Below are 22100 nucleotides of genomic sequence, written 5' to 3' on the forward strand. Positions count from 1 at the left end.
GTCCGAGCGCCCTGACGGCCCGGAGGGGAAGGGCCCGGGGGGAAAGGCACCGCAGGGGAAGCACGGGGGGGATCCCGGCGGGCGTCCGGACGGCCTGGGTCGCTCCGGCCGGTCAGGAACCGGCCGGGGCGAAGATGCCGAAGAGGTTGCCGGACGGGTCGTGAAGGTAGGCGAAATCGGGGCCGCTCTCGTTGCCCACGACCTGGCTGAGCACCTTCCCGCCCAGGGTTTCCACGGTGCGGCAGGTCTCGGCCACGTCCCGCACGAGCACGGTGAAGATGGCGTGACCGGGCATGTCGCCGCGGATGCCGAACACGCCGCCGCTCACCTCGTCGTCACCGTCGTAGCTGATGAGCCGGTAGTCCATGCCCATGGCGGCCGAGTTCTCGTCGGTCTGGAACCGCCAGCCGAACAGGTCACCGTAGAAGCGCTGGACCCCCTCGGGATCGTCGCTCGCGACTTCGAACCAGGCGACGGTGTTGACGGCGGGGACGGCGGGAGTGGTCATCGTCGGTCTCTTTCTTCCGTGGCGCTCTGCAGTTGCGCCCTGCTTGTCGCGCCCTGCTTGTCGCGGCTTGTCGCGCCCTGCTGTAGCCCTCTGTGGCGGGCGCTCTCTCCTGTGCGACGGCGGCGGCCGTGACGAGCGGGGAAGGTGCTCGATGGGCCACGGCCGGCCCGTCGTCGTGTGAGTAGAGCCTCCCGCTCCCTCGCGACACCCCCCTGTCGGCGTTTCCGAAGACTCACGAACATTTTTTCGAAGAAACGATCAGTCGAGCACCGGTGTGCGCGCGATCATGTCAGGCACCCCGGCGTCGAACGCTTCCAAAGGCCGGCCTGGCACCGGATCCTCGGTGAGGACGGCCTCGACGATGCGGTCGAGCCGGAAGACGCGGACGGCGTCGCGCAGGCGGCACCAGGCCACCAGGTACCACCACCCGCTCCGCCCGCCGACGAACGCCCCGGGCTCCACCTCCCTGGTCGTGAGCACACCCTGCGCGTCGCCGTAGTGGATGCGCAGGACGACGCCCTTGAGCAGGGCCTCCTCGATGACCCGGCCGATCGACCCGGTGTAGCGGGACTCCGGCTTGTCGTCGGTGAGGATCTGCACGCGGGCGGCCAGTTGCCGGGCTCGGTCCCCCTCGGGGCCGGGCATGGCGGCGACGAGCTTGCGCAGCGCGCTGCGCGCCTCGTCGGCGAAGGGCTGCTGTTCTGTGCGGCTCAGGGCGATCGCCACCGCCACGGCCTCGGCGGGGGTGAAGTTGAGCGGGGGCAGGGACATGCTCTTGTCCAGCGCGTATCCTCCCCTGCGCCCGACCTCCGCGTAGATCGGCACGCCGGCCTGCTGCAGCGCGGAGATGTCCCGCTCGATGGTCCGCGAGCTCACCTCGAAGCGCAGGGCGAGCTCACGCGCGGACCGGCAGCGCGGGGAGATCGCCCGCAGGTCCTCGACGATCGCGTAGAGCCGGTCGGTACGGTTCACGCCGCAGAGGGTAGGCCACCCCACCGACATTTCTCGCTGACGCGTTCGACTGCATCCCATCAATCCAGGTCATAGTGGGTCAGCGCGAACGGCGCGGTCAGCCGCCGACGGCCTCGGCGAGCTCGGCCAGCCGGTCGCGGCCCGGCTCGGGGAAACGCTCGTCCATGACCTCGGCCCAGGAGATCCGGTCGAGCCGGAAGACGCGGACGTCGTCGCGTAACCGGCACCACGCCACCAGATACCAGTGCCCGCCCCGCCCTCCGAGGCAGATGCTCGGCTCGACGTCCCTGACGGTGGGCACACCCTTGCTGTTGACGTACTCAAGGCGCAGCACGTGCCGCCCGCGCAGCGCCCTGTCGATGGCGCGCTTCACCAGGTCGGGGCCCGCGAGCGCGTACCCGCCCTGGTCGAGCCGGATGGGGACACCGGCCTCCCGGAGCTTCGCGACGTCGCGCACGACGGTGCTCTTGCTGACGCCGAGGCGCGAGGCGAGCTCGCGGGCCGACAGGCACCCGGCGGATTCCAGCTCCCTCACCAGCGCGTCGCGGCGTTTCATGATTCGACGCTACGTCGATCAGTGCGGCCAAACCCGCACAACACACCTCACTCGGACGCCACAGCACCATCACCCCATGCCTGCGACAACCTCCCAGGACCGGGTGTTACGGATGCGTTCGGGCGGTATCCCGCACAGGGCGGCGCGCTCGCACCCGAACCGCTGCCAGTCGAGCTGGCCGGGCGCGTGCGCGTCGGAGTCGATCGCGAACTCGCAGCCCATCTCGTACGCCAGCCGCATCAGGCGCTTGGGCGGGTCGAGCCGGTCGGGCCTGGAGTTGATCTCCACCGCGACGCCGAACCTCCGGCACGCCTCGAAGACGACCTCGGCGTCGAACCGCGACTCAGGCCGCCCGCGTCCGCGTACGACGCGGCCGGTGCAGTGCCCGAGGACGTCCACGTCGGGGTCGGCCACCGCCGTGACCATCCGCCGGGTCATGTCCGCGGCCTCCATCCGCAGCAGCGAGTGGACGCTCGCCACCACGACGTCGAGCCGTCCGAGCAGCTCCGGCTCCTGGTCGAGCGAGCCGTCGGCGTTGATGTCCACCTCGATGCCGGTCAGGATCCGGAACGGCGGGCCGCCCTCCCCCGCGTACCGCTCGTTGAGCTCGGCGACGACGTCGAGCTGACGCCGCAGCCGGTCGGCGGACAGACCGTTCGCGATGGTCAGCCGGGGTGAGTGGTCGGTCAGCGCCAGGTATTCGTGACCGAGCGCGCGGGCGGCGTCGGCCATCTCCTCGATCGGCGATCCGCCGTCCGACCAGTCGGAGTGGCTGTGGAAGTCGCCGCGCAGCGCCGACCGCAGCGCCTGCGCGGCCTCGTCCAGGTCGACGTCCTTGGTGTCCTCAAGCCGCCGCAGGTAGGTCGGCACGGCGCCGTCCAGCGCCTCCGTGATGGCCAGGGCCGTCACCTTGCCGATGCCCCGCATGCCGGTCAGGCCGCCGGTGCGCGCGAGCCGTACGAGCTCCTCCCGGGGCAGGCCCTCGATCGCGGCGGCGGCGCCGCGGAAGGCGCGCACGCGGTAGGTCGGCTCGCCGGCCCGTTCGAGCAGGAAGGCGATGCGCTTGAGCGCCTCGACGGGGTCCACAACCGGCACGCTACCCGGCGTACGGAGCCTCAGCCGGGCCGGAGATAACAGACGCATCAGGAACCCGGCACCTGCCTGTCCCGTTCGTCCAACCAGACGATAATGTGTGCCGATCTCGACAGCAGGAGCCCGATTGGCAGAGCCCGGGGAGAGCCCCCCACCCACGACGCCACCCGGCGGCTCCTTGCCGACCCATCCCATGGCCATGAGCGCGCAGCCGCCGGGGACACCGCCGCCCTCCGGCGGCATCAAGTCCTCCACGGCGATCAAGCTCGGCACCCTGGGCGTGCTGTCCGTCCTCGTCGTCGGCTTCTGCGCGGCGCAGGAGGACTACGAGGAGGTCGGCGCCGACTGCGTGGACACCTCGACGCTCAACCTCGACGGTTCCTACCTCGTCGTGGACGACGACTACTGCGACGACGACGGCGGCCGCAGCCACTACTACGGCTCGCACGGCGCGTACCGCTGGTACTACGGCGGCATCCGGAACGGCAGCCGGGTCTACCGCGGCACGACCGTACGGCCGGCCGACGCCCACATCACGACCCGGTCGGGGCGGATCGTGCAGCGGGGCGGCTTCGGCTTCCACTTCGGCGGCGGCGGCTGAGCGGGCCGGCACGTGCGCAGGCTGAGCTCGGCGCCCAGGGAGGACTGGGCCGCCCTCGTCGAGTCGCAGGGGCTCGCGTTCCACCGCTCCGCCCACCCCGAGGGCCTCACCCGGCCCTACTGGGACGAGAGCGTCCACTACGTCTTCACGATGGACGAGGTCCTGGCGCTGGAGGAGCAGGTCGAGGAGCTGCACCGGATGTGCCTGGCGGCGGCCGACCACATCGTGACCTCCGGCCGGTTCGCCGACCTCGGCATCCCCCCGCACTGCCGCGCGGCCGTCGCGGAGTCGTGGCGGCGGCGCGACCCGCACGTCTTCGGCCGGTTCGACCTGCGGTACGACGGCACGGGCCCGGCCAAGCTGCTGGAATACAACGCCGACACCCCGACGAGCCTGGTCGAGAGCTCCGTCGTGCAGTGGTTCTGGCTGAAGGACGTCTATCCGGAAGACGACCAGTGGAACTCGATCCACGAGCGCCTGGTCGACCGCTGGAAGTCGCTCACGCTCCAGACCGGCCCGGCCCACTTCGCGTGGACCAGCGCCGACGAGACGGGCGAGGAGGCGATGACCATCGGCTACCTCCAGGAGACCGCGGAGCAGGCCGGGCTGGTCACTGCGGCGATCGCCATGGAGGACATCGGCTGGGACGCGCTCAACCACAGGTTCGTCGACATGGAGCACCGGGTCGTCCGCACGCTGTGCAAGCTGTATCCCTGGGAGTGGATCGTCGCCGAGCCGTTCGCGCCGCACGCGCTCGCCCAGCAGGTCTCGATGACGTGGATCGAGCCGCTGTGGAAGATGCTGCTGTCCAACAAGGCCCTGCTGGCGATCCTTTGGGAGCTCTATCCGGGCCACCCGAACCTGCTGCCCGCCTACCTCGACGGTCCCCGTGAGCTGGCCGGTGGGCCCGGCTACGTACGCAAGCCGCTGCTCGGCCGCGAGGGCGCCTCGATGCGGATCTCCGCACCGGGCGTCGAGGTGGAGACCGAGGGCGACTACGGCACAGAGGGCTTCGTCTACCAGGAGTTCCTGCCGCTGCCGGACTTCGACGGCTGGCGTCCGGTGCTCGGGGCGTGGGTCGTCGACGACGAGTCGGCCGGAGTCGGCATCCGGGAGACCGCCGGCCTCGTCACCGACGACACGTCCTCTTTCGTCCCCCACCGCATCCACGGCTGAAAGCGAAGGCCCCCGTGAACACCACAACCTCCATCGGCGACGTGCTCGCGCACGGCGCCCTGGCGATCCTCGCGTACGCCATCCTGGGCGTGCTGCTGCTCGTCGCCGGGTTCTACGTCATCGACCTGGCGACGCCCGGGCGGCTCAGCAAGGTCATCCGCACCGACCGCAATCCCAACGCCACGATGCTGGCCGCCTCCAGCGTCGCCGGCGTTGGGCTCGTCGTGGCGGCCTCCATCTGGTCGTCGGGCGGCGCGCTGCAGGAAGGGCTGCTCGCGACGCTCGTGTTCGGCCTGGTGGGCATCGCCGTGCAGACGCTCGGCATGGTGGCCTTCGACAAGGTCGCCGGCATCTCGGTGCGTGAACTCGTCCAGGAAACGACGCTGCAGCCCGCCGCCGTCCTCCTCGGCGTGACGCACTTCTTCATCGGCCTCATCACGGCCGTCGCCGTCATCTGACCGGCGCCGGCGACCTCCGGCCCCGCGCCCATGAAAGATTCATGGGCGCGCGTGAGGAGCCCCAGGTGGGAGCGCCGTACGCCGCGGCAGCGAGTTTCCGGAGATGCGCCCGTATAGACCGTTCCTGCCCGTAGGGCCTACTCTCCTCCTCGTGTTCACGGGGACCACGGCGTCCGGGCGACCGGCGGAGGAGCCGCCCCGGAAAAGCAGCGACCCCGACGACACCCTGGAGGCAGCCGCCGTGGACGGAACGGCCGTCGCGGAGCCCGGAGACGCCGCAGGCACCCGGGCGGCAGGCGAGACAGAGCCCGCGGAGACCCCCGACGCCACGGCCACCGCCGAGCCGCAGGAGCGGCCGGACGGCGAGGCGGACCCGCAAGGCCCGTCCGCGGGGATCCTGCGGTCCAACCGGCACCTGATCGCGCTGTCCGTGCTCTGCGCGCTGTCGACGGCCCTCAACTGCACCCTCTCGCTGCTCAGGCTCGCCCACTTCCAGGTGGCCACCTACGACCTGGTCATCTTCGACGAGGCGGTGCGCGGATACTCGCACTTCTCGGCGCCCACCGTGCCGCTGCGCGGGGTCACCGGCGGCTTCGGCATGGACTACATCCAGCTCGCCGACCACTTCTCGCCGATCCTGGCCGTGCTGGCGCCGTTCTACTGGCTGCACGACGGGCCCGAGACGCTGCTCGTCGCGCAGGCCGTGCTGTTCGCCCTGGCCATCCCGTTCCTGTGGAAGTTCACCCGCCGCGTGCTGGGCACGCCGCACGCCTACCTCGTCTCCGTGGCGTACGCCATCTCCTGGCCGATCGCGCAGGCGACGGCGGTGGAGTTCCACGAGGTGGCCTTCGTGCCTCTGCTGAGCGCGATCGCCGTCGAGCGGCTGCACGCCGGGCGGCGGCTGCCGGGGCTGCTCGCGGTGGCCGGCCTCCTGCTCACCAAGGAGGACCTGGGCCTCATGGTGGCGGGCCTCGGCGTCTGGCTGTTCTTCACCGGGCAGCGCAGGCTCGGGACCGGGCTGGTCTTCACCGGCGTGGCCGTGTTCGAGGTCGTACGCAAGTTCCTGATTCCGCTGGCGGGCGGCAACCCGGCCTACTACACGCGCTACTCCAAGCTCGGCGATGACCTGCCGCAGATGCTGTGGAGCGCCGTCACGCACCCGCTCCAGTTCGTGGGCATGCTCTTCGACGACCACTCGAAGTGGGACACCTGGGGCCTGCTGCTGTGGCCGGCGCTGTTCCTGTGCCTGCTGTCCCCGCTGTTCCTGGCTGCGCTGCCGCTGATCCTCGAACGGCTGCTCGCCGACTCCGACAACTGGTGGTCGACCGGCTGGCATTACGACGCGTTCGTGATCATGGTCCTGCTGATGGCCGGGGTGGACGGCGCCGCCCGGCTCATCCGGTGGCTGGAGCGGCGCGGGGTGCCGCGCCCCGGGCACGGCCTGCGGCTGGCCTACGCCGCCGCGGTCTTCGCGGTCGCGGTCACCACGGTCCCCTACCGGCCGTTCGACAACCTGATGAGCCCGGACTTCTACCAGCCCGATCCCCGTACGGAGGCCAGGGAGCAGGCCATCAGCATGGTCCCCGAAGGCACGGTGGTGGAGGCGAGCGACGACTTCGGCGCGCGGCTGTCCGGCCGGGCGACCGTGCTGTGGTGGGACTACCAGAAGCGGGGCACGCCCTGGATCGTGGCCTCCGTCAACAACGACCTGCGCGGCGTGGTGGACAGCTACCTGACCGAGGGCTACGAGCTGCGCTTCGACCGCCAGGACATCGTCGTCCTGCACCGCATCGGCTCCTGAGGCCGCCGCGCCGCATCGGCGCCCGAGACCGCCGCACCGCGTCGGCGCCCGAGACCGCTGGGCCGCGTCGGCTCCTGAGCCCGCGGCCCGCCGCTCCGACCTGCGGTGACGCCGCCCACACACCCGTACGGCACGATCAATGCGATGACCTGGCACGCTAGAGGGCGTGAGCGAGCGGGGCGCGTGGAACGGCGGGCAGATGCGTACGGACGGGCAGAACGACGACGTCGTCCGGACGGCCGGAGACGGTGTGCCGATGAGCGACGGCGTCCGGGACGACGACAGGATCCGCGAGGACGACAAAATCCGGGAGGACGACAGGATCCGGGAGGACACGGCGCGGCGGCTCGACCGCGCCATGGGCAGCCTCGGAACGGCCGCGATGGCCCGCATGGAGGAGCGGCTGGCCTGGTATCGCGCGCTGTCGGCCGAGGACAGGTCGTGGGTCGGCCTGGTGGCGCAGGCCGGGATCGCGGCGTTCGTCGAGTGGTTCGGCCACGCGGGCGAGGGGCGGCCGACGCCGAGCATCGAGTTCTTCGGCACCGCGCCGCGCGAGCTCAAGCGCAGCGTGTCGCTCCAGCAGACGGTCGATCTCGTCCGCATCGTCGTCGAGGTCGTCGAGGCCCAGGTCGAGGAGCTGGCCGCGCCCGGCGGCGCGGAGCTGCTGCGGCACGCGATGCTGCGCTACACCCGCGACGTCGCCTTCGCCGCCGCCCAGGTGTACGCCAGGGAGGCCGAGGCGCGCGGCTCGTGGGACGCGCGGCTTGAGGCGCTGATCGTGGACGCGCTGGTGCGCGGCCAGGTCGACGACGGGCTGCACTCGTGGGCCGCCGCGCTCGGCTGGACCTCCGCGCCGGTCGTCGTCTTCGCCGGGTACGCCCCGGACGAGGACCCGCAGAGCGTCATCGACGGCCTGCGCGACAAGGGGCGCCGTCTCGGCCACGAGCTGCTCGCCGGGGTGCAGGGCGACCGGCTCATCGTCATCGTCGGCGGCGCGGACGGCGTCAAGGACGCGGCGCGCGGCGTGGTGGCGCGCTTCGGCCCCGGGCCCGTCGTGATCGGGCCAGAGGTGCCCGACCTGCACGCGGCGGCCAGGTCGGCCCGCGCCGCCATCGCGGGCCTGCGTGCCGCCGCCGGGTGGCCCGACGCCCCGCGCCCGGTGCTCGCCGAGGACCTGCTCGCCGAGCGCGCGCTGGACGGCGACGAGGACGCCCGCGCCCAGCTTGTGGAGAACGTCTACAAACCGCTCGCCGGGACCCCGCTGCTCGACACGCTCGCGACCTACCTGGAGCAGGGGACCTCGCTTGAGGCGACGGCCAGGCTGCTGTTCGTCCATCCGAACACCGTGCGATACCGTCTACGTAAGATCACGGAACTGACCGGGTATCAGCCCACGGAGGGGCGGTCCGCATTCACCCTCCAGGTGGGTCTCATACTCGGGCGTCTGTCCGTAACCTGAGCCGGGTGCCTTAATCTGCTCGACACCGAAACTGTAGGTACCCCACAACACGGCAGCGGCAAAGTTCGTTCGGATCTCCATCAGTGTGGTGAACCTCTACAGGGCAGGGTTGAGTACGTGCTCGTCATCGTCGCTCCGGGCCAAGGCGCCCAAACCCCAGGATTCCTCAGTCCGTGGCTCGAGATACCCGAGTTCCGCGACCGGATCTCCGCGTGGTCGGAGATCGTGGAGCTCGACCTCGTGGCGTACGGGACGACCGCGGGCGCCGATGAGATCCGCGACACCGCCGTGGCCCAGCCCCTGCTCGTGGCCGCCGCCCTGGCGTCGTTCGAGACGCTCGGGATCAGGCCCGACGTGGTCGCGGGACACAGCGTCGGCGAGCTCGCCGCGGCCGCGATCGCCGGGGTGCTGACCCCCGAACAGGCCCTCGCCCTGGTGCGCGAGCGCGGCCGGGCGATGGCCAAGGCCGCCGCCGTCACCGAGACCGGCATGACCGCGGTGCTCGGCGGCGCGGAGGAGGACGTCCTCGCCGCCATCTCCAAGCACGGACTGACCCCCGCCAACATGAACGGCGCGGGCCAGATCGTCGCGGGCGGCACGCTGGCGCAGCTGGAGGCCTTCGCGGCCGAGCCGCCGGAGAAGGCGCGGGTGCGCCCCCTGGCGGTCGCCGGAGCCTTCCACACCGTCCACATGGCCCCCGCCGTCGACCACCTGCGCACCGAGGCCGCGGCGCTGACCCCCGCGGACCCGTCGGTCACGCTGCTGTCCAACTCCGACGGCGCGGCCGTCTCCGGCGGTGCCGAGTTCCTCGACCGGCTGGTGAACCAGGTGGCCAGCCCGGTCCGGTGGGACGCCTGCATGGCGACGATGGCCGAGCGCGGCGTCACCGCCATGATCGAGCTGCTGCCCGGCGGCACGCTGACCGGCCTGGCCCGGCGGGCCCTGCCCGGAGTGAAGACCGTGGCGCTCAAGACCCCTGACAACCTGGACACCGCCCGGGAGGTGCTGCAGTGAAGCTCGGCCAAGGCGCCCCCGCGGCGAGGATCCTGGCGTTCGGTGGCTATCAGCCCGCCAACGTCGTGACCAACGACGATCTCGCCGCCCGGCTCGACACCAACGACGAGTGGATCCAGAGCCGCGTCGGCATCAAGGAACGCCGTGTGGCGGGCCCGGAGGAGTCCGAGATCGACCTCGCCGTGCAGGCGGGTGGCAAGGCCCTCGCGGCCAGCGGCCTGTCCAGCGACGACATCGACCTGGTGATCGTGGCGACCTGCACGATCGAGGCCCCCATCCCCAACGCCGCCGGCCGCGTCGCCCACCGGCTCGGCATCACCGCCCCCGGCGCCTTCGACATCAACGCCGCCTGCGCCGGCTTCTGCTACGCGCTGGCCGCCGCGTCCGACGCGGTGCGGTCGGGTTCGGCGACCAACGTGCTGGTGGTCGGCAGCGAGAAGCTCAGCCAGTGGGTCGACAGCGAAGACCGTTCGACCGCCGTGATCTTCGCCGACGGCGCGGGCGCCGCGGTCGTGGGCCCCTCCGACCGGCCCGGCATCGGCCCGGTGGCCTGGGGCAGCGCCGGTGACAAGGCCGAGGCCATCCAGGTCAAGGACCGCCGGTCCTACCTCTATCAGGAAGGCCAGACGGTGTTCCGCTGGGCCACCACCGCGCTTCACCCGGTGGCCAGGCTCGCCTGCGAACGTGCGGGCGTGGACCCCTCCGACCTGGCCGCCTTCGTCCCCCACCAGGCGAACCTGCGGATCGTCGAGTCCATCGCGCGCAAGCTGGGCGCCGACAACGCCGTCGTCGCCAGGGACATCGTGCTCGCCGGCAACACCTCCGCCGCGTCGATTCCGCTCGCGCTCTCGCGCATGATCGAGCGCGGCGAGGTCCAGTCGGGCGGTCTGGCGCTGCTGCTGGGCTTCGGCGCCGGCCTCACCTACGCCTCCCAGGTGATCGAGATCCCCTGAGGAACTTGTACGGCCTGCCGTACAGAGCTGGGGCAACCCAGGAAACCGGAAGACAGCAAATCCAAGGAGTAATCGCGACATGGCACTGACCGAGCAGGAGATCCTCGCGGGCCTCGGCAAGATCATCAACGAGATCACCGGCATTTCGGCCGACGAGGTCACCCCGGAGAAGAGCTTCGTGGACGACCTGGACATCGACTCGCTCTCCATGGTCGAGATCGCCGTCGCGGCCCAGGACGAGTTCGGCGTCGAGATCCCCGACGACCAGCTCAAGAACCTCAAGACCGTCAAGGACGTCATCAGCTTCATCCAGGCCTGAGTTCCACGGCCGCACGGGCGTGCCCGCCCCGCCTCCCGCGAGGCGACAGGGCGCGTCCGGCCCCCTTTCACGCCCCGATACCAAGAGGAGTGCAGACAAGTGAGTAAGGACCGGGTACGTGTCGTAGTCACCGGGCTCGGCGCGACGACGCCCCTCGGTGGAGACGTCGCATCGACCTGGTCGGCGCTCCTCGAGGGGCGGTCGGGCATCCGCCCGCTCACCGAGGACTGGGTCGACTCCGTTCCGGTGAAGTTCGCCGGCACCGCGGCCGTCGATCCGGCCGAGGTCCTGCCGCGGCCGGAGGCCCGCAGGCTCGACCGCAGTGAGCAGTTCGCGCTGATCGCCGCCCGCCAGGCATGGCAGGACGCGGGGGCCCCCGAGGTTCCCTCCGAGCGGCTCGGCGTCTGCGTGTCCAGCGGCATCGGCGGCATCGGCACCACGCTGTCGGCCTACGACACCTTCAAGGAGAAGGGCTGGCAGCGGCTGTCGCCGTTCACCGTTCCGATGCTCATGCCGAACGGCCCGGCGGCCTGGGTGGGCCTGGAGCTCGGCGCCATGGCCGGGGTCCACGCCACCGTCTCCGCCTGCGCGTCCGGCGCCGAGGCCATCGGCTACGCCATGGAGATGATCCGCAGCGGCCGGGCTGACGTCGTGGTCGCCGGCGGCACGGAGGCCGCGATCCACCCGCTGAACATGGCGGCCTTCGCGGCGGCCCGGGCCATGTCCACGAGGAACGACGAGCCCGAGCGGGCCTCCCGCCCCTGGGACCGGGGCCGTGACGGCTTCGTCCTCGGCGAGGGCGCCGGCCTGGTCGTGCTGGAGTCGTACGAGCACGCGGTGGCCCGCGGCGCCCGCATCTACGCGGTGGCGGCCGGCCTGGGCATGTCCGCCGACTCGCACCACATCACCCAGCCGGAGCCCGAGGGCCGCGGCGTCATGATGGCGATGACCCAGGCCCTGACCGACGCGGACCTGACCGGCCGCGACATCCTTCACGTCAACGCGCACGCCACCTCCACTCCCGCGGGCGACGTCATCGAGGCGCAGGCCATCCAGAAGTCGATCGGATCGCATCCCCTCGTCACGTCGACGAAGTCGATGACCGGGCACCTGCTCGGCGGCGCCGGCGGCATCGAGTCGGTGTTCACGATCAAGGCGCTGGCCGAGCGCGTGGTGCCGCCCACGATCAACCTGGACGACCTCGACGAGGGCGTCGACGTGGACATCGTGCGCGCCAAGCCGCGTGACCTCCCCGAGGGGCAGATCGCCGCGGTCAACAACTCCTTCGGGTTCGGCGGACACAACGTCGCCGTGGCCTTCACGACGGTTTGACATAGGGAGTCTCGAATGACAGTGCTGGACAGCAGAACGGTGGCCGACGCCGCCGACGCCGCCGCCGTCGACCCCCGTGACCCCCTGGTGCGCCTGGGCCACCTGCTCGACGAGGGCTCGATCCGGCCGATCACCCCCGAGGACAAGAGCGGCGTGCTGGCGGTGTCCGGGCGCGTCGAAGGCGTGCCGGTCGTCGCGTTCTGCAGCGACGCCCGGGTCCAGGGCGGCGCCATGGGCGCGGAGGGCTGTGAGCACATCGTCCACGCCTACGACGTGGCCGTGCGGGAGCGGGTGCCGATCATCGGCCTCTGGCACTCCGGCGGCGCCCGCCTCGCCGAGGGTGCCGAGTCCCTGCACGCGGTCGGCCGGGTCTTCGCCGCCATGACCAAGGCGTCGGGCCTGGTCCCCCAGATCTCCGTCGTGGTCGGCCCGGTGGCCGGCGGCGGCGCGTACGGCCCCGCCCTGACCGACATCGTGATCCTCGCCGACAGCGGCCGCATCTTCGTCACCGGTCCGGACGTCGTGCGCAGCGTGACCGGCGAGGAGACCGACATGGCCTCCCTCGGCGGTCCGGAGCCGCACAGCAAGCGCAGCGGCGTCGTCCACGTCGTCACCAAGGACGAGCCCGAGGCGATGCTGCGGGCCCGCCAGCTCGCCGTACTGCTCGGCCACCAGGGCCGGGTGCGCGACGACGTGGACGAGGTCGACTTCGGCACCCTGCTCCCCGACAACCCCCGCCGCGCCTACGACGTGCACCCGCTGGTCAAGGGGCTGCTCGACGAGCCCGGCGTGGAGCTGCACCCCAAGTGGGCGCCGAACATCGTCACCACCCTGGGCCGCCTCGGCGGCCGCACGGTCGGCGTCATCGCCAACAACCCCATGCGGCTCGGCGGCTGCCTCGACTCCGCCTCCGCGGAGAAGGCCGCCCGGTTCGTCCGGATGTGCGATGCCTTCGGGGTGCCGCTGGTGGTGCTCGTGGACGTGCCCGGCTACCTCCCCGGGGTCGGCCAGGAGCACGACGGGATCGTACGGCGCGGCGCGAAGCTGCTGCACGCGTTCGCCGAGGCGTCCGTGCCCCGCATCACGCTCATCACCCGCAAGGCGTACGGCGGGGCCTACATCGCGATGAACTCCCGCTCGCTCGGCGCGACCCGGGTGTTCGCCTGGCCGGACATCCAGGTGGCGGTCATGGGCGCGGTCGCCGCGGTGCGCATCCTCAAGCGGCGCGAGCTGGCCGCCGCTCCCGAGGAGGAGCGCTCCGCGCTCGAGGCCCGGCTGGCCGAGGAGCACGAGAAGACGGCGGGCGGCCTCCAGCGCGCCCTCGACCTCGGCGTGATCGACGAGGTGATCGAGCCGGCCAAGACGCGCGGCATGATCGCCCGGGTGCTCGCCCAGGCCACCCCGGCCCGGGGCGCCCACGGCAACATCCCCCTCTGACGACGCCCCTCTGACGACGCCCCTCTGGCGGCGCCTATCTGAGGACGCCTTTCGGACGACGCACCGGAAGCGCCGGTCCCTGAACGCGGGGACCGGCGCTTTCGCGTTCTCTCGCGGCGGATATCCGCTACTTGACGATTCCGCTGGTTCTCACGGCCTCGCCGGCGGCGTCCTGCGACTGGGTGACGGGCCGGCCGGCCGGCGGCTCGGGTATGGGGCGATGCAACTGCCCGGCCCGGGGGTGTAGGGCCCGCCGCGTGACCACGCCACCGCGCTCGCCGTGCTACGCCGGGCCGTGGAACTCGGCGTCACCCACATCGACACCAGCGACTCCTACGGCCCGCATGTGGCCAACGACCAGCCGCCGGGCGAGAACGCTCATGGGCTCCTCCTCGGGTCCGCGTCGGGGGGTGCGGACGTGGATGAGTCCCGGTATATCTGCGAAAAAGGCGGCTTTCTATGTGGTTTTCATAAGGCGCACCCGCGCGTTGTTATCACGATCCGCGCAAAACAGACCACCGCGGCGCAGGATTCAGGCCACCGCGGCGCAGGGCTGAGACCGCGGTGGCACAGGATCAGACGGCCGCGTGCAGCCAGCGCACCGGCGCGCCCTCGCCCGCGTAGCGGAACGACTCCAGTTCCTCGTCCCACTGCTTGCCGAGCAGGCGGTCGAGCTCCTCTTCCAGGACGACCCGGCCCTGGGCGGCCATCAGCATCACGTTGCGCAGGCGGTCTTCGGGGATCAGGATGTCCCCGTTCGCGCCGACGACCGCCGTGAACGCGCCGAGCGTCGGCGTGTAGGCGTGCCGGGAGCCGTCGACACCCGGTGAAGCGTCCTCGGTTATCTCGAACCGGATGCGCTGCCAGCCCATGAGTGAGGACGTGATCGCCGCCGCCGTGCCGGGACGCCCCTCCCACTCCGCCTGGGCCCGCAGGGTCCCGGGCGCGGCGGGCTGGGCGGTCCACGTCAGGTCGACGGGTACGCCAAGAACGCCTGCGACGGCCCACTCGATGTGCGGGCACAGCGCAGGCTGAGCCGAGTGGACGTACAGGACGCCACGAGCAGCAGCCACCGGACCTCCCAATTCGCATGAGGTGCGCCTTCCCCAACGGCCTCATACTTGGAATGATCACGGTTGGATGACTGTAGGAGAGACTACCGTCCGTTGCAGCCTGGCACCAGAGGGGGGTCATACCGATTGGTGCTTGGCGACCAACCAATTCGGGAAGGACACGCTCCGTAATCAATACGGAAAGGCTTTCCCATGCGCAGCCGGCTCGTCGAACCCCTCCCCGGACGGCCCGCCCTGATCCGGCCCGACGAACTCCTGACCTCCTCTCCCACCGCCGTCTCCCGGTGGGCACTGGCCTCCGAGCCCCTTCCGGGCACCGGCCGGGTCCACCGCGTACGGCTGCCGCCGGGCACCGACGTGATCGACCTGACGGCCACGCTCCGCGACCGCGGGCACGCCGCCTCCCCCAACCATGTCCTTTCCGGCCAGCCGCTGTTCTTCGGCGGGCCCGGCGGGCCGCCCGCACCCGCGGCGGCCCCGCCGTACGAGCCGGGTGAGCCGGGCGAGGTCGTCGCCGCGGTCCTCGACACCGGCCTGGCGCCGCACCCCTGGATGGCACGGTGGTACGACGACGACATCGCCGAGACGCCCGACGCGGACGGCGACGGCGTGCGCGACCGGCAGGCGGGACACGGCACGTTCGTGGCCGGGCTGATCCTGCGGCACGCGCCCGGCGTACGGCTGCGCGTCCTCCGCCTCCTCGACAGCGACGGCGTCAGCGACCAGGCGGCGCTGCTGCGGGCGCTCGCCGTGCTGCGCGACGGCCGGACCGACGTGGTGAACCTCTCCTTCGGCGGGCACACCTTCGACGACGCGCCGCCCCTCGGGCTGGCCGAGGCGCTCGCGGGCTTCCCCGCCGTCGTCGCGTGCGCGGGCAACACCGCGTCGTCACGTCCCTTCTGGCCCGCGGCACTGCCCGGCGTGGTCGCGGTCGGCGCACTCGACGGCGACAACAGGGCCGAGTTCTCCGCGTACGGCCCATGGGTGGACGTCTGGGCCCCGGGTGTCGGGCTGACGAGCAGCTTCCTCGAGTTCGGCGACTTCCACGGCTACGCCACCTGGAGCGGCACCTCGTTCGCCGCCGCCGTCGTCACCGGCGCGCTCGCCCGCCTGTGCCGGAAGGTGCCGCCGGCGGAGGCCGTACGCCGCCTGCTCGACGGCGACAGGCGGGTCGCGAATCTCGGGGTGGTCGTGACGAGCGGGGATCGGTAAGGTTCTCGTCACCATACGCTTTCCCCCGAGCGCGCAGAGTGACGGATGACGACAGACAACTCCTTCGCCACCATCGACCAGGCCGCCTGGGAGGACCTGGTCGCCCGATTCGACGGCAGGATGTGGGCGGTCGCCCGGGCGTTCGGGCTGAGCACCGCCGACGCGGCCGACGCCGTACAGGGTGCATGGCTCCGGCTCGTGGAGAGCGCGGACACGATCCGCGACCCCGAACGGATCGGCGCCTGGCTCGTCACCACGACCCGGCACGAGGCCGCCCGGCTCAGCCGCAGGGCACGCGGGGAGGTGGTCTCCGACCTGGACGTGCCCGACACGGCACTGCCCGACCCGACCGCTGCGGTGGTGGACGCCGACTTCGGCAGGCAGGTGTGGCGCAGGCTCGACCTGCTCGGTGAGCCGTGCCGGTCGCTCATCCGCCTCTACGTGCTCCACCCCGAGGCGCGGTACGCCCAGATAGCGGTCCGTCTGAACCTGCCGATCGGCAGCATCGGCCCCACCCGGGCCCGATGCATGGCCCGCCTGCGCGCTCTTGTGGAAGAGGAGGACGCATCGTGAGGGAGGAATACCTGCTGGCGGCCCTGCGCATGGGAGCGGGCGCCGACCCGGTGCCGGAAGGCGTGTCGGCCGCCGCCCGCGCGGTCTTCGGCCTGCGGGTGCCCGGAGGCGTGCCCGCCGGGCCGGTCGACCTTCCCGTGCCGCCGGGGGCTCGCTCCGCCGCCGATGCCGGAACGGCACAAGACGAACACGCACAGGCCGAACGCGCGCAGCCCGAGACGGCACAGGGCGAGACGACGCGGCCCGGGACCGCGCAGGCCGGTGTCCGCCGGTTCAGTGCCGATGGCCTGGTCATCGACGTCGAGACGACCGTCACCGGAGGGCGTATGGAGGTGGCCGGTCAGGTGTCCCCCGCCCCCGGGCCGGATGCCACGGTCGAAGTGCGGACGCCGCACATCGCCAAGGTCCGTACGCCCTCCGGCAGCGGCCACTTCGCGGTGGCCGGCCTGCCGCCTGGCTGGGTCAGCGTCGTCTGCCACCGGCCCGGCCACCCGCCCGTCTTCACCCGCTGGATCCACGTGCACCCATGACTCCGCCCGGGGACTCGCTGGACGTAGATCCGCACGGCGTCGATCCGCACGCCATCGATCCGCACGCCATCGATCCGCACGGCGTCGATTTGCTCGGCAGGGCCGAGGCTGCCGTACGGCTCTCCGCGACCGACCCCCGGCTGGCCCTCGTGGAGGCGAGAGCCGTACTGGACCTGGCCGGGTGGCCGGGACCCGCGGGCGCGTACGGCGAGGCGGCGTCGGTGGCGCTGCGCGCGACCGCGCTGGCCGCCCGCGAGCTGGGCGACCTCGAGCTCGCCGGAGAGCGGCTGGAAGAGGCGATCGCGGCGGGGCGCGGGTTTCCGCGCCGGGTGGCGCAGGCCCGGATGTCGCTCGTCACCGTGCGGGCCCAGCTCGGCGACCCCGAGGGCGGGCTGCGCCTCGCCGACCTCGCCGAACGGGACCTCTCGGGAGCGGACCTCGCGAGGCTCGGCGTGCAGCGGTCGGTCGCCCTGATCCTGCTGGGACGGCACGAGGAGGCCGTACGGCACTGCGACCGGGCGATCGGCCTGCTGGGCGACGACGCCCACTTCAGGGCGGGCGGGCTGCTCAACCGTGGCCTCGCGCACGCCTACCGTGAGCGGTATGCCGAGGCCGAGGCCGATCTCGCGGAGTGCGCCCGGCTCGCGAGGTCGGCCGGCCTGGACCACGTCGCGATGCTGGCGGAGGGCAACCTGCCGTTCGTGGCCGCCCGGCGCGGCGACATCGCCGCCGCCTTCGCGCGATACCAGGCGGCCGAGGCGACCCTCTTCGGCTTTCCTGAACGGCTCGCGGTGATGCGCACGGACTTCGCCGAAGCGCTGCTGGCCGCGCGCATGCCCGGTGAGGCACGCACGCTGCTCGAACAGGCCGTCCCCGAACTGGTGGCGGCCGGGGCGCAGGCGGCGGTGCCCGGCGCACGGCTGCTGCTCGCCCAGGCCGCGCTCCTCGCCGGGGACGCCACGCTGGCCGCGGCGACGGCGCGTACGGCGCTCGCGGAGCTGGACGCCCAGGGCAGGACGGCCTGGCTGCCCCTGGCCAGGGAGGTCGTCCTGCGCGCCCGCCTCGCGGAGACACCCGCACCACCGGACGCACCCGCGCACGAGGCGTCGGACGCCGAGAGCCTGGTCACCGATCTGGTCGCCTGCGCCGGCGAGCTCGCGGTGTGCGGATGGCCTGCTGCCTCGGCCGCGCTGCGGCTCACCGCCGCGGCGGCGGCCGTACGGCTGGGCGCGATCACGCAGGCCCGCGCCCAGCTCGACCACGCCGCCACCGCCACCCGCCCGCTCGTACGCTGGCACGCGGTGGCGATGCGGCATCGGTTGGACGGGGACCTCGATCAGGCCCTGATTGCCGCGGCCCGAGGAATCGAGGCCGTGCACTCCCCCGGCGACGCCGGTCCACTCGATGACCAGGCCGGTCCGCACGGCGACACCGCCGGTCCGCATGGTGACGCGGCAGGTCCCATCGGTGACGCGGCCGGTCCGCGCGACAGTGACGCGGCGCGGGACGCGGAGCTGCGGGTGCACGCGGCACGGCCGGCCGAGGACCTCGCCGCGCTCGGCCTGGAGATCGCCCTCGACCGGGCCCGACGGACGGGCGATGCCCGAACCGTGCTCGAATGGGCCGAACGGTGGCGGGCGGTCGTGCGCGGCGCCCCGGTTCCCGCGCCGCTGCTACACGGCAGCATGCCGACCGGGTCCGGGCCGCACGGCAACCCACCCGCCGGATCCGGGCTGCTCGTGGAGCTCGTACGGCGCGGCGACGACCTGTTCGCCGTCACGGCCGGCTCAGGGGGATGCACGCTGCGGTTCCTCGGCAGCTACCAGGCGGCAGTGGAGGCGACCGTGCGCATCAGGTATGGCCTGCGCCGCCGTGCCCTGCTCGACACCCTGCCCCGCCCCGGGCGCAATCCCGAGCCCAACCCCATGCACAGGACCTCACTCGGCCCAGAGCACAACACCCTGCCCTACCCCGAGCGCAACACTCCGCTCGGCCCCGAGCACGACGCCCTGCCCTACCCCGAGCGCAACACTCCGCTCGGCCCCGAGCACAACACCCTGCTCAACCCCGAGCACAACACCCCGCCCAACCCCATGCACGGGACCCCACTCGGCCCCGGGCGCAACACCCCGCCCGGCCCCAGGCGCGACACCCCACCCGACGCTCCGCTTGACTACGGGCGCAGCACTCTGCGGGATGCGCCAGGCGGCGTGGATGCTTTTCCCATGTCAGTGGACGAGGGACTCGCAGGCGAGCTGTACGCGCTCGACCACGTTCTCCTATCCGGTCCAGGCACCCTGTCATTGGCGGGGAGCCCGCCCGGCAGCCCGGTGACGATCGTGCCCACCGGAGCGTTGTACACGCTGCCCTGGCCGCTGCTTCCCTCGCTACGCGGCAGGCCGGTGTCGGTGGCCGCCGACGCCACCGTGTGCCTCGCCTCACGCCGAGGCCCGGCCGGAGCCCCTCTGGTGCTGTCGCTCGCGGGGCCGGGGCTCGATCACGCCGAGGCCGAGGCCGACATGGTCGCCGCCGCGCACACTCGAGGGCGGCGCATCGGCGCGACCAGGGCGGAGGTGCTCCGCGCGATCGAGCAGGCCGACGTGCTCCACATCGCCGCGCACGGGATGTTCAGCCCGCGCGGGCCCATGCTGTCGCAGATCACGCTCGACGACGGGCCGCTCATGGCCTACGACCTGCTGACCGCGCGGCGGATCCCCCGTCTCGTCGTGCTGTCGGCCTGCGACGCCGGGATGGCCCACGCCCCGGTGGACGGCGCGGCGCTGGGCCTCGCCGGGGCCTTCCTCGACAGCGCCGCCCGCAACGGGGACGCCGCGTGCGTGGTGGCCGGTGTCGTGCCGGTGCGCGACGACGAGGCGCGAACGCTCATGACGCTCTTCCACACGCTGCTGGCCGAGGGCCGCTCCCCCGCCGAGGCGCTCGCCCAGGCCGCCGAGAAGACGGCAGTGCCAGGCTTCGTCTGCTTCGGCGCCGGCGACGAACCCTTCGCCACGAGCTGACGGCCCGCCGCCGGACCAGCATCAGGACCCAGTGCCGGAGTCAGGCGTCATGAGCTGGCTCCGGGACGATCGCCAGTATCCGGCACCGAAGCCAAACATCGCAGCCGGCCATGCGATCGAAGCTCCAGGACGCGCATCAGGATCCAGCAATGAAGCCGAGCAGCCAGGCGAGCAGCGGAACCAAGCGCGCGAGCCAAGCTCCGGGACGATCGCCAGGGTCCGGCACCGAAGCCAAGCACCGGAGCCGACCCCGCGAGCCGATCTCCGGCACGAGCGCCAGTGTCCAGCGCTGAAGCCGAGCACCCAGACGAGCACCGGAGCCGACCCCGCGAGCAAAGCCCCGGGACAGGCGCCAGGGTCGAGTGCTGGAACCGTGCCCAGCATGGCCGGGTCACACGATCCCTCTGGGGCGTGCGCTCCAGCCGGGTCACACGTACCGGGGCCCAGCTCTGCAGCCGAGCGCCGAGGTCAGCCGGTCGCGACCGGCCTGCTGGGGTCGGCGACCCAGTTGGACCACGAGCCGACGTACAGGGCCGCCGGCAGGCCGGCGATCTCCAGCGCGAGCACCTCGTGGGCGGCCGTGACGCCCGATCCGCAGTACGCCCCGACGGGCACGCCCTCGACCGCTCCGAGGCTGTTGAAGCGCTCGCGGAGGAACTCCCTGTTGTGGAACCGGCCGCCGGGCTCGACGTTCTCGAAGGTCGGGGCGCTGATCGCACCGGGGACGTGCCCGGCGACCAAGTCGATCGGCTCCACCTCGCCCCGGTAGCGCTCGGCCGCCCTGGCGTCGAGCAGCACGCCGTCGGACGCCAGCGCGGCGGCCTGGTCGGCGTCGAGCACCGGCATCCCGCCCGGCCGCGCGGTGAAGTCGCCCGGCGGGACGGGAGCCTCGTCCTTGGTCAACGGGAGCCCGGCCCGGGTCCAGGCCCGCAGCCCGCCGTCGAGCACGCGTACGTCGCCGTGGCCGAAGTAACGCAGCGTCCACCAGGCCCTGGCCGCCGCCGTCGAGTCGGCGTCGTCGTAGACGACCACCGGCCGGCCCTCGGACACTCCGAGGCGGCGCATCGCCTCCTGGAACGCCTCCGGCGTGGGCAGCGGATGCCGTCCGGCGGGCCCGGCCGGGGCTGCGAGGTCGGCGTCGAGGTCGCAGAAGACCGCGCCGGGTATGTGCGCCTCGTGGTACGCCTCGATGCCGGGCGGCCCGCCCAGCCGCCAGCGAACGTCGAGGATCGAGGCGTCGCCGATCGCGGCGAGCTCCTCAGGAGTGATCAGCGGGCTCATGCCATCCCCTTGCCTTCGCGCCCCTGCCGGACGGTGCCGCAGCCATTGTGCCAAGCCGGCGGCGTCCACCGTGCGGCGGCAGGCAGGGTCCGACGTGCCAAGGCGAAAGAGCGCGCTGCGAAGCAGGCAGGGGCCGCGCGGCTCAGGACCCGGTCGCGGCGAGCAGGCCGAGAATGTCAGCCGTCGTGCCGGTCTCACCGAGACGCGGGAAGATCTTCTCGATGCTGTTGCGGTGGGCCTCCGGGTCGAGGTCGGTCATGGCGTCGGTCGCCAGGGTGACGTTGTATCCGTGCTCGTGGGCGGCACGCGCGGTCGACTCGACTCCGATGCTCGTGGCGACTCCGGTCAGCACGACCTGGGTGACGCGGCGGCGGCGCAGATGCAGGTCGAGGTCGGTGCCGTAGAAGGCCGACCAGTTGCGCTTGGTGACGACGATGTCGCCTGGGTGCCCGGCCAGGTCGTCGGCGATCTCGTCCCATCCGTCGGGCCGGGCCTGCCCGGCGCGCGGCAGGTCGGTGCGTCCCGGGACGGCGTCCGCGCCGTCGGCCGCTCCGGTGACGCGCACCAGGACGACCGGCAGGTCGCGCGCCCGGAATGCCTCGGCCAGCCGCACCGTCCGGGCGAGCACGTCGCTCGTGGAGTGCGGGCCGCCGGGTATGGCCAAGATGCCCTTCTGGAGGTCGACGACGACGAGCGCGGTCCTGGGGTCGAGCGTGGTCACGGGCATGGGAAAGCT

21 protein-coding genes and 1 pseudogene are annotated in these 22100 nt (G+C 72.4%); 15 read left to right on the plus strand and 7 right to left on the minus strand.

Annotated elements, in window-relative coordinates:
- Positions 1-112: 112 nt before the first annotated feature.
- The 4 genes from HCK04_RS04970 to HCK04_RS04985 form a co-directional block, all read right to left on the minus strand.
- Positions 113-508 (minus strand): VOC family protein, encoded by a 396-nt coding sequence (locus HCK04_RS04970; RefSeq protein ID WP_142645685.1) that lies wholly within the window; start codon positions 506-508, stop codon positions 113-115.
- Positions 509-766: 258 nt separating this feature from the next.
- The gene (locus HCK04_RS04975; RefSeq protein ID WP_221889863.1) at positions 767-1480 is read right to left on the minus strand and encodes a YafY family protein; all 714 of its coding nucleotides are present in this window, start codon (positions 1478-1480) and stop codon (positions 767-769) included.
- Between the two features lie 97 nt (positions 1481-1577).
- The gene (locus HCK04_RS04980) at positions 1578-2036 is read right to left on the minus strand and encodes a WYL domain-containing protein (protein ID WP_142645687.1); all 459 of its coding nucleotides are present in this window, start codon (positions 2034-2036) and stop codon (positions 1578-1580) included.
- Positions 2037-2105: 69 nt separating this feature from the next.
- Positions 2106-3122, minus strand: a complete 1017-nt coding sequence (locus HCK04_RS04985; RefSeq protein WP_221889864.1) for a PHP domain-containing protein — start codon at positions 3120-3122, stop codon at positions 2106-2108.
- Positions 3123-3327: 205 nt separating this feature from the next.
- Between HCK04_RS04985 and HCK04_RS04990 the strand changes: the two genes are divergently transcribed.
- The 11 genes and pseudogenes from HCK04_RS04990 to HCK04_RS05040 all read left to right on the plus strand — a co-directional run.
- On the plus strand, positions 3328-3729 hold the full coding sequence (locus tag HCK04_RS04990) for a hypothetical protein (protein WP_142645864.1): 402 nt from the start codon (positions 3328-3330) through the stop codon (positions 3727-3729).
- 12 nt (positions 3730-3741) lie between these two features.
- Positions 3742-4905 carry a glutathionylspermidine synthase family protein gene (locus HCK04_RS04995; RefSeq protein ID WP_142645689.1) on the plus strand — a complete coding sequence of 388 codons (1164 nt, stop codon included), beginning with the start codon at positions 3742-3744 and terminating at the stop codon, positions 4903-4905.
- A 14-nt stretch (positions 4906-4919) separates the two neighbouring features.
- On the plus strand, positions 4920-5363 hold the full coding sequence (locus HCK04_RS05000) for a DUF350 domain-containing protein (protein ID WP_142645690.1): 444 nt from the start codon (positions 4920-4922) through the stop codon (positions 5361-5363).
- 151 nt (positions 5364-5514) lie between these two features.
- On the plus strand, positions 5515-7164 hold the full coding sequence (locus HCK04_RS05005) for a DUF2079 domain-containing protein (RefSeq protein ID WP_168065659.1): 1650 nt from the start codon (positions 5515-5517) through the stop codon (positions 7162-7164).
- Positions 7165-7420: 256 nt separating this feature from the next.
- Positions 7421-8623: a helix-turn-helix domain-containing protein gene (locus HCK04_RS05010; protein ID WP_142645865.1), complete on the plus strand. Its 1203-nt coding sequence runs from the start codon at positions 7421-7423 to the stop codon at positions 8621-8623.
- Positions 8624-8740: 117 nt separating this feature from the next.
- Positions 8741-9637: an ACP S-malonyltransferase gene (locus HCK04_RS05015; protein ID WP_142645692.1), complete on the plus strand. Its 897-nt coding sequence runs from the start codon at positions 8741-8743 to the stop codon at positions 9635-9637.
- Positions 9634-10590, plus strand: a complete 957-nt coding sequence (locus tag HCK04_RS05020) for a beta-ketoacyl-ACP synthase III (RefSeq protein ID WP_142645693.1) — start codon at positions 9634-9636, stop codon at positions 10588-10590. The genes HCK04_RS05015 and HCK04_RS05020 overlap by 4 nt, the downstream gene beginning before the upstream one ends.
- Positions 10591-10669: 79 nt before the next feature.
- Positions 10670-10909, plus strand: a complete 240-nt coding sequence (locus HCK04_RS05025; RefSeq protein ID WP_030505676.1) for an acyl carrier protein — start codon at positions 10670-10672, stop codon at positions 10907-10909.
- Positions 10910-11008: 99 nt separating this feature from the next.
- Positions 11009-12241 (plus strand): beta-ketoacyl-ACP synthase II, encoded by a 1233-nt coding sequence (gene fabF / locus HCK04_RS05030; protein ID WP_142645694.1) that lies wholly within the window; start codon positions 11009-11011, stop codon positions 12239-12241.
- A 15-nt stretch (positions 12242-12256) separates the two neighbouring features.
- Positions 12257-13678 (plus strand): carboxyl transferase domain-containing protein, encoded by a 1422-nt coding sequence (locus HCK04_RS05035; protein ID WP_142645695.1) that lies wholly within the window; start codon positions 12257-12259, stop codon positions 13676-13678.
- Between the two features lie 220 nt (positions 13679-13898).
- Positions 13899-14030, plus strand: a pseudogene (locus tag HCK04_RS05040) (aldo/keto reductase); the annotation flags it as partial.
- A gap of 223 nt (positions 14031-14253) precedes the next feature.
- Here the strand turns inward: HCK04_RS05040 and HCK04_RS05045 are convergent.
- The gene (locus HCK04_RS05045; RefSeq protein ID WP_179155579.1) at positions 14254-14751 is read right to left on the minus strand and encodes a DUF3145 domain-containing protein; all 498 of its coding nucleotides are present in this window, start codon (positions 14749-14751) and stop codon (positions 14254-14256) included.
- Positions 14752-14943: 192 nt separating this feature from the next.
- Between HCK04_RS05045 and HCK04_RS05050 the strand changes: the two genes are divergently transcribed.
- The 4 genes from HCK04_RS05050 to HCK04_RS05065 are packed head-to-tail and all read left to right on the plus strand — an operon-like array spanning position 14944 to position 20083.
- Positions 14944-15963, plus strand: coding sequence for a S8/S53 family peptidase (locus tag HCK04_RS05050; protein WP_142645696.1), 1020 nt, complete (start codon positions 14944-14946; stop codon positions 15961-15963).
- 45 nt (positions 15964-16008) lie between these two features.
- Positions 16009-16536, plus strand: a complete 528-nt coding sequence (locus HCK04_RS05055; RefSeq protein WP_142645697.1) for a sigma-70 family RNA polymerase sigma factor — start codon at positions 16009-16011, stop codon at positions 16534-16536.
- Positions 16533-17066, plus strand: coding sequence for a hypothetical protein (locus tag HCK04_RS05060; RefSeq protein WP_142645698.1), 534 nt, complete (start codon positions 16533-16535; stop codon positions 17064-17066). The genes HCK04_RS05055 and HCK04_RS05060 overlap by 4 nt, the downstream gene beginning before the upstream one ends.
- A complete protein-coding gene (locus HCK04_RS05065; RefSeq protein WP_142645699.1) occupies positions 17063-20083 on the plus strand; it encodes a CHAT domain-containing tetratricopeptide repeat protein in 3021 nt (1006 codons plus the stop codon). Before HCK04_RS05060 ends, HCK04_RS05065 begins: the two co-directional genes overlap by 4 nt.
- Positions 20084-20551: 468 nt before the next feature.
- Here the strand turns inward: HCK04_RS05065 and HCK04_RS05070 are convergent, their stop codons facing one another.
- Both HCK04_RS05070 and HCK04_RS05075 read right to left on the minus strand, forming a co-directional pair.
- Positions 20552-21364: a sulfurtransferase gene (locus tag HCK04_RS05070; protein ID WP_142645700.1), complete on the minus strand. Its 813-nt coding sequence runs from the start codon at positions 21362-21364 to the stop codon at positions 20552-20554.
- 142 nt (positions 21365-21506) lie between these two features.
- Complete coding sequence (locus tag HCK04_RS05075; RefSeq protein ID WP_142645701.1) at positions 21507-22091, minus strand: hydrolase; 585 nt, start codon at positions 22089-22091, stop codon at positions 21507-21509.
- Between the last annotated feature and the right edge of the window lie 9 nt (positions 22092-22100).

The sequence above is a fragment of the Microbispora sp. CL1-1 genome, from assembly GCF_012034195.1.
Classification (GTDB): domain Bacteria; phylum Actinomycetota; class Actinomycetes; order Streptosporangiales; family Streptosporangiaceae; genus Microbispora.

Bases quoted from the DNA above. Each gene is read 5' to 3' on its own strand.
- HCK04_RS05035 (WP_142645695.1), top strand. From the start codon at position 12,257: ATGACAGTGCTGGACAGCAGAACGGTGGCCGACGCCGCCGACGCCGCC.
- HCK04_RS04970 (WP_142645685.1), bottom strand. From the start codon at position 508: ATGACCACTCCCGCCGTCCCCGCCGTCAACACCGTCGCCTGGTTCGAA.
- HCK04_RS05025 (WP_030505676.1), top strand. From the start codon at position 10,670: ATGGCACTGACCGAGCAGGAGATCCTCGCGGGCCTCGGCAAGATCATC.
- HCK04_RS05010 (WP_142645865.1), top strand. From the start codon at position 7,421: ATGAGCGACGGCGTCCGGGACGACGACAGGATCCGCGAGGACGACAAA.
- HCK04_RS05055 (WP_142645697.1), top strand. From the start codon at position 16,009: ATGACGACAGACAACTCCTTCGCCACCATCGACCAGGCCGCCTGGGAG.
- HCK04_RS05065 (WP_142645699.1), top strand. From the start codon at position 17,063: ATGACTCCGCCCGGGGACTCGCTGGACGTAGATCCGCACGGCGTCGAT.
- HCK04_RS05075 (WP_142645701.1), bottom strand. From the start codon at position 22,091: ATGCCCGTGACCACGCTCGACCCCAGGACCGCGCTCGTCGTCGTCGAC.
- HCK04_RS05050 (WP_142645696.1), top strand. From the start codon at position 14,944: ATGCGCAGCCGGCTCGTCGAACCCCTCCCCGGACGGCCCGCCCTGATC.
- HCK04_RS04990 (WP_142645864.1), top strand. From the start codon at position 3,328: ATGAGCGCGCAGCCGCCGGGGACACCGCCGCCCTCCGGCGGCATCAAG.
- HCK04_RS04980 (WP_142645687.1), bottom strand. From the start codon at position 2,036: ATGAAACGCCGCGACGCGCTGGTGAGGGAGCTGGAATCCGCCGGGTGC.
- HCK04_RS05070 (WP_142645700.1), bottom strand. From the start codon at position 21,364: ATGAGCCCGCTGATCACTCCTGAGGAGCTCGCCGCGATCGGCGACGCC.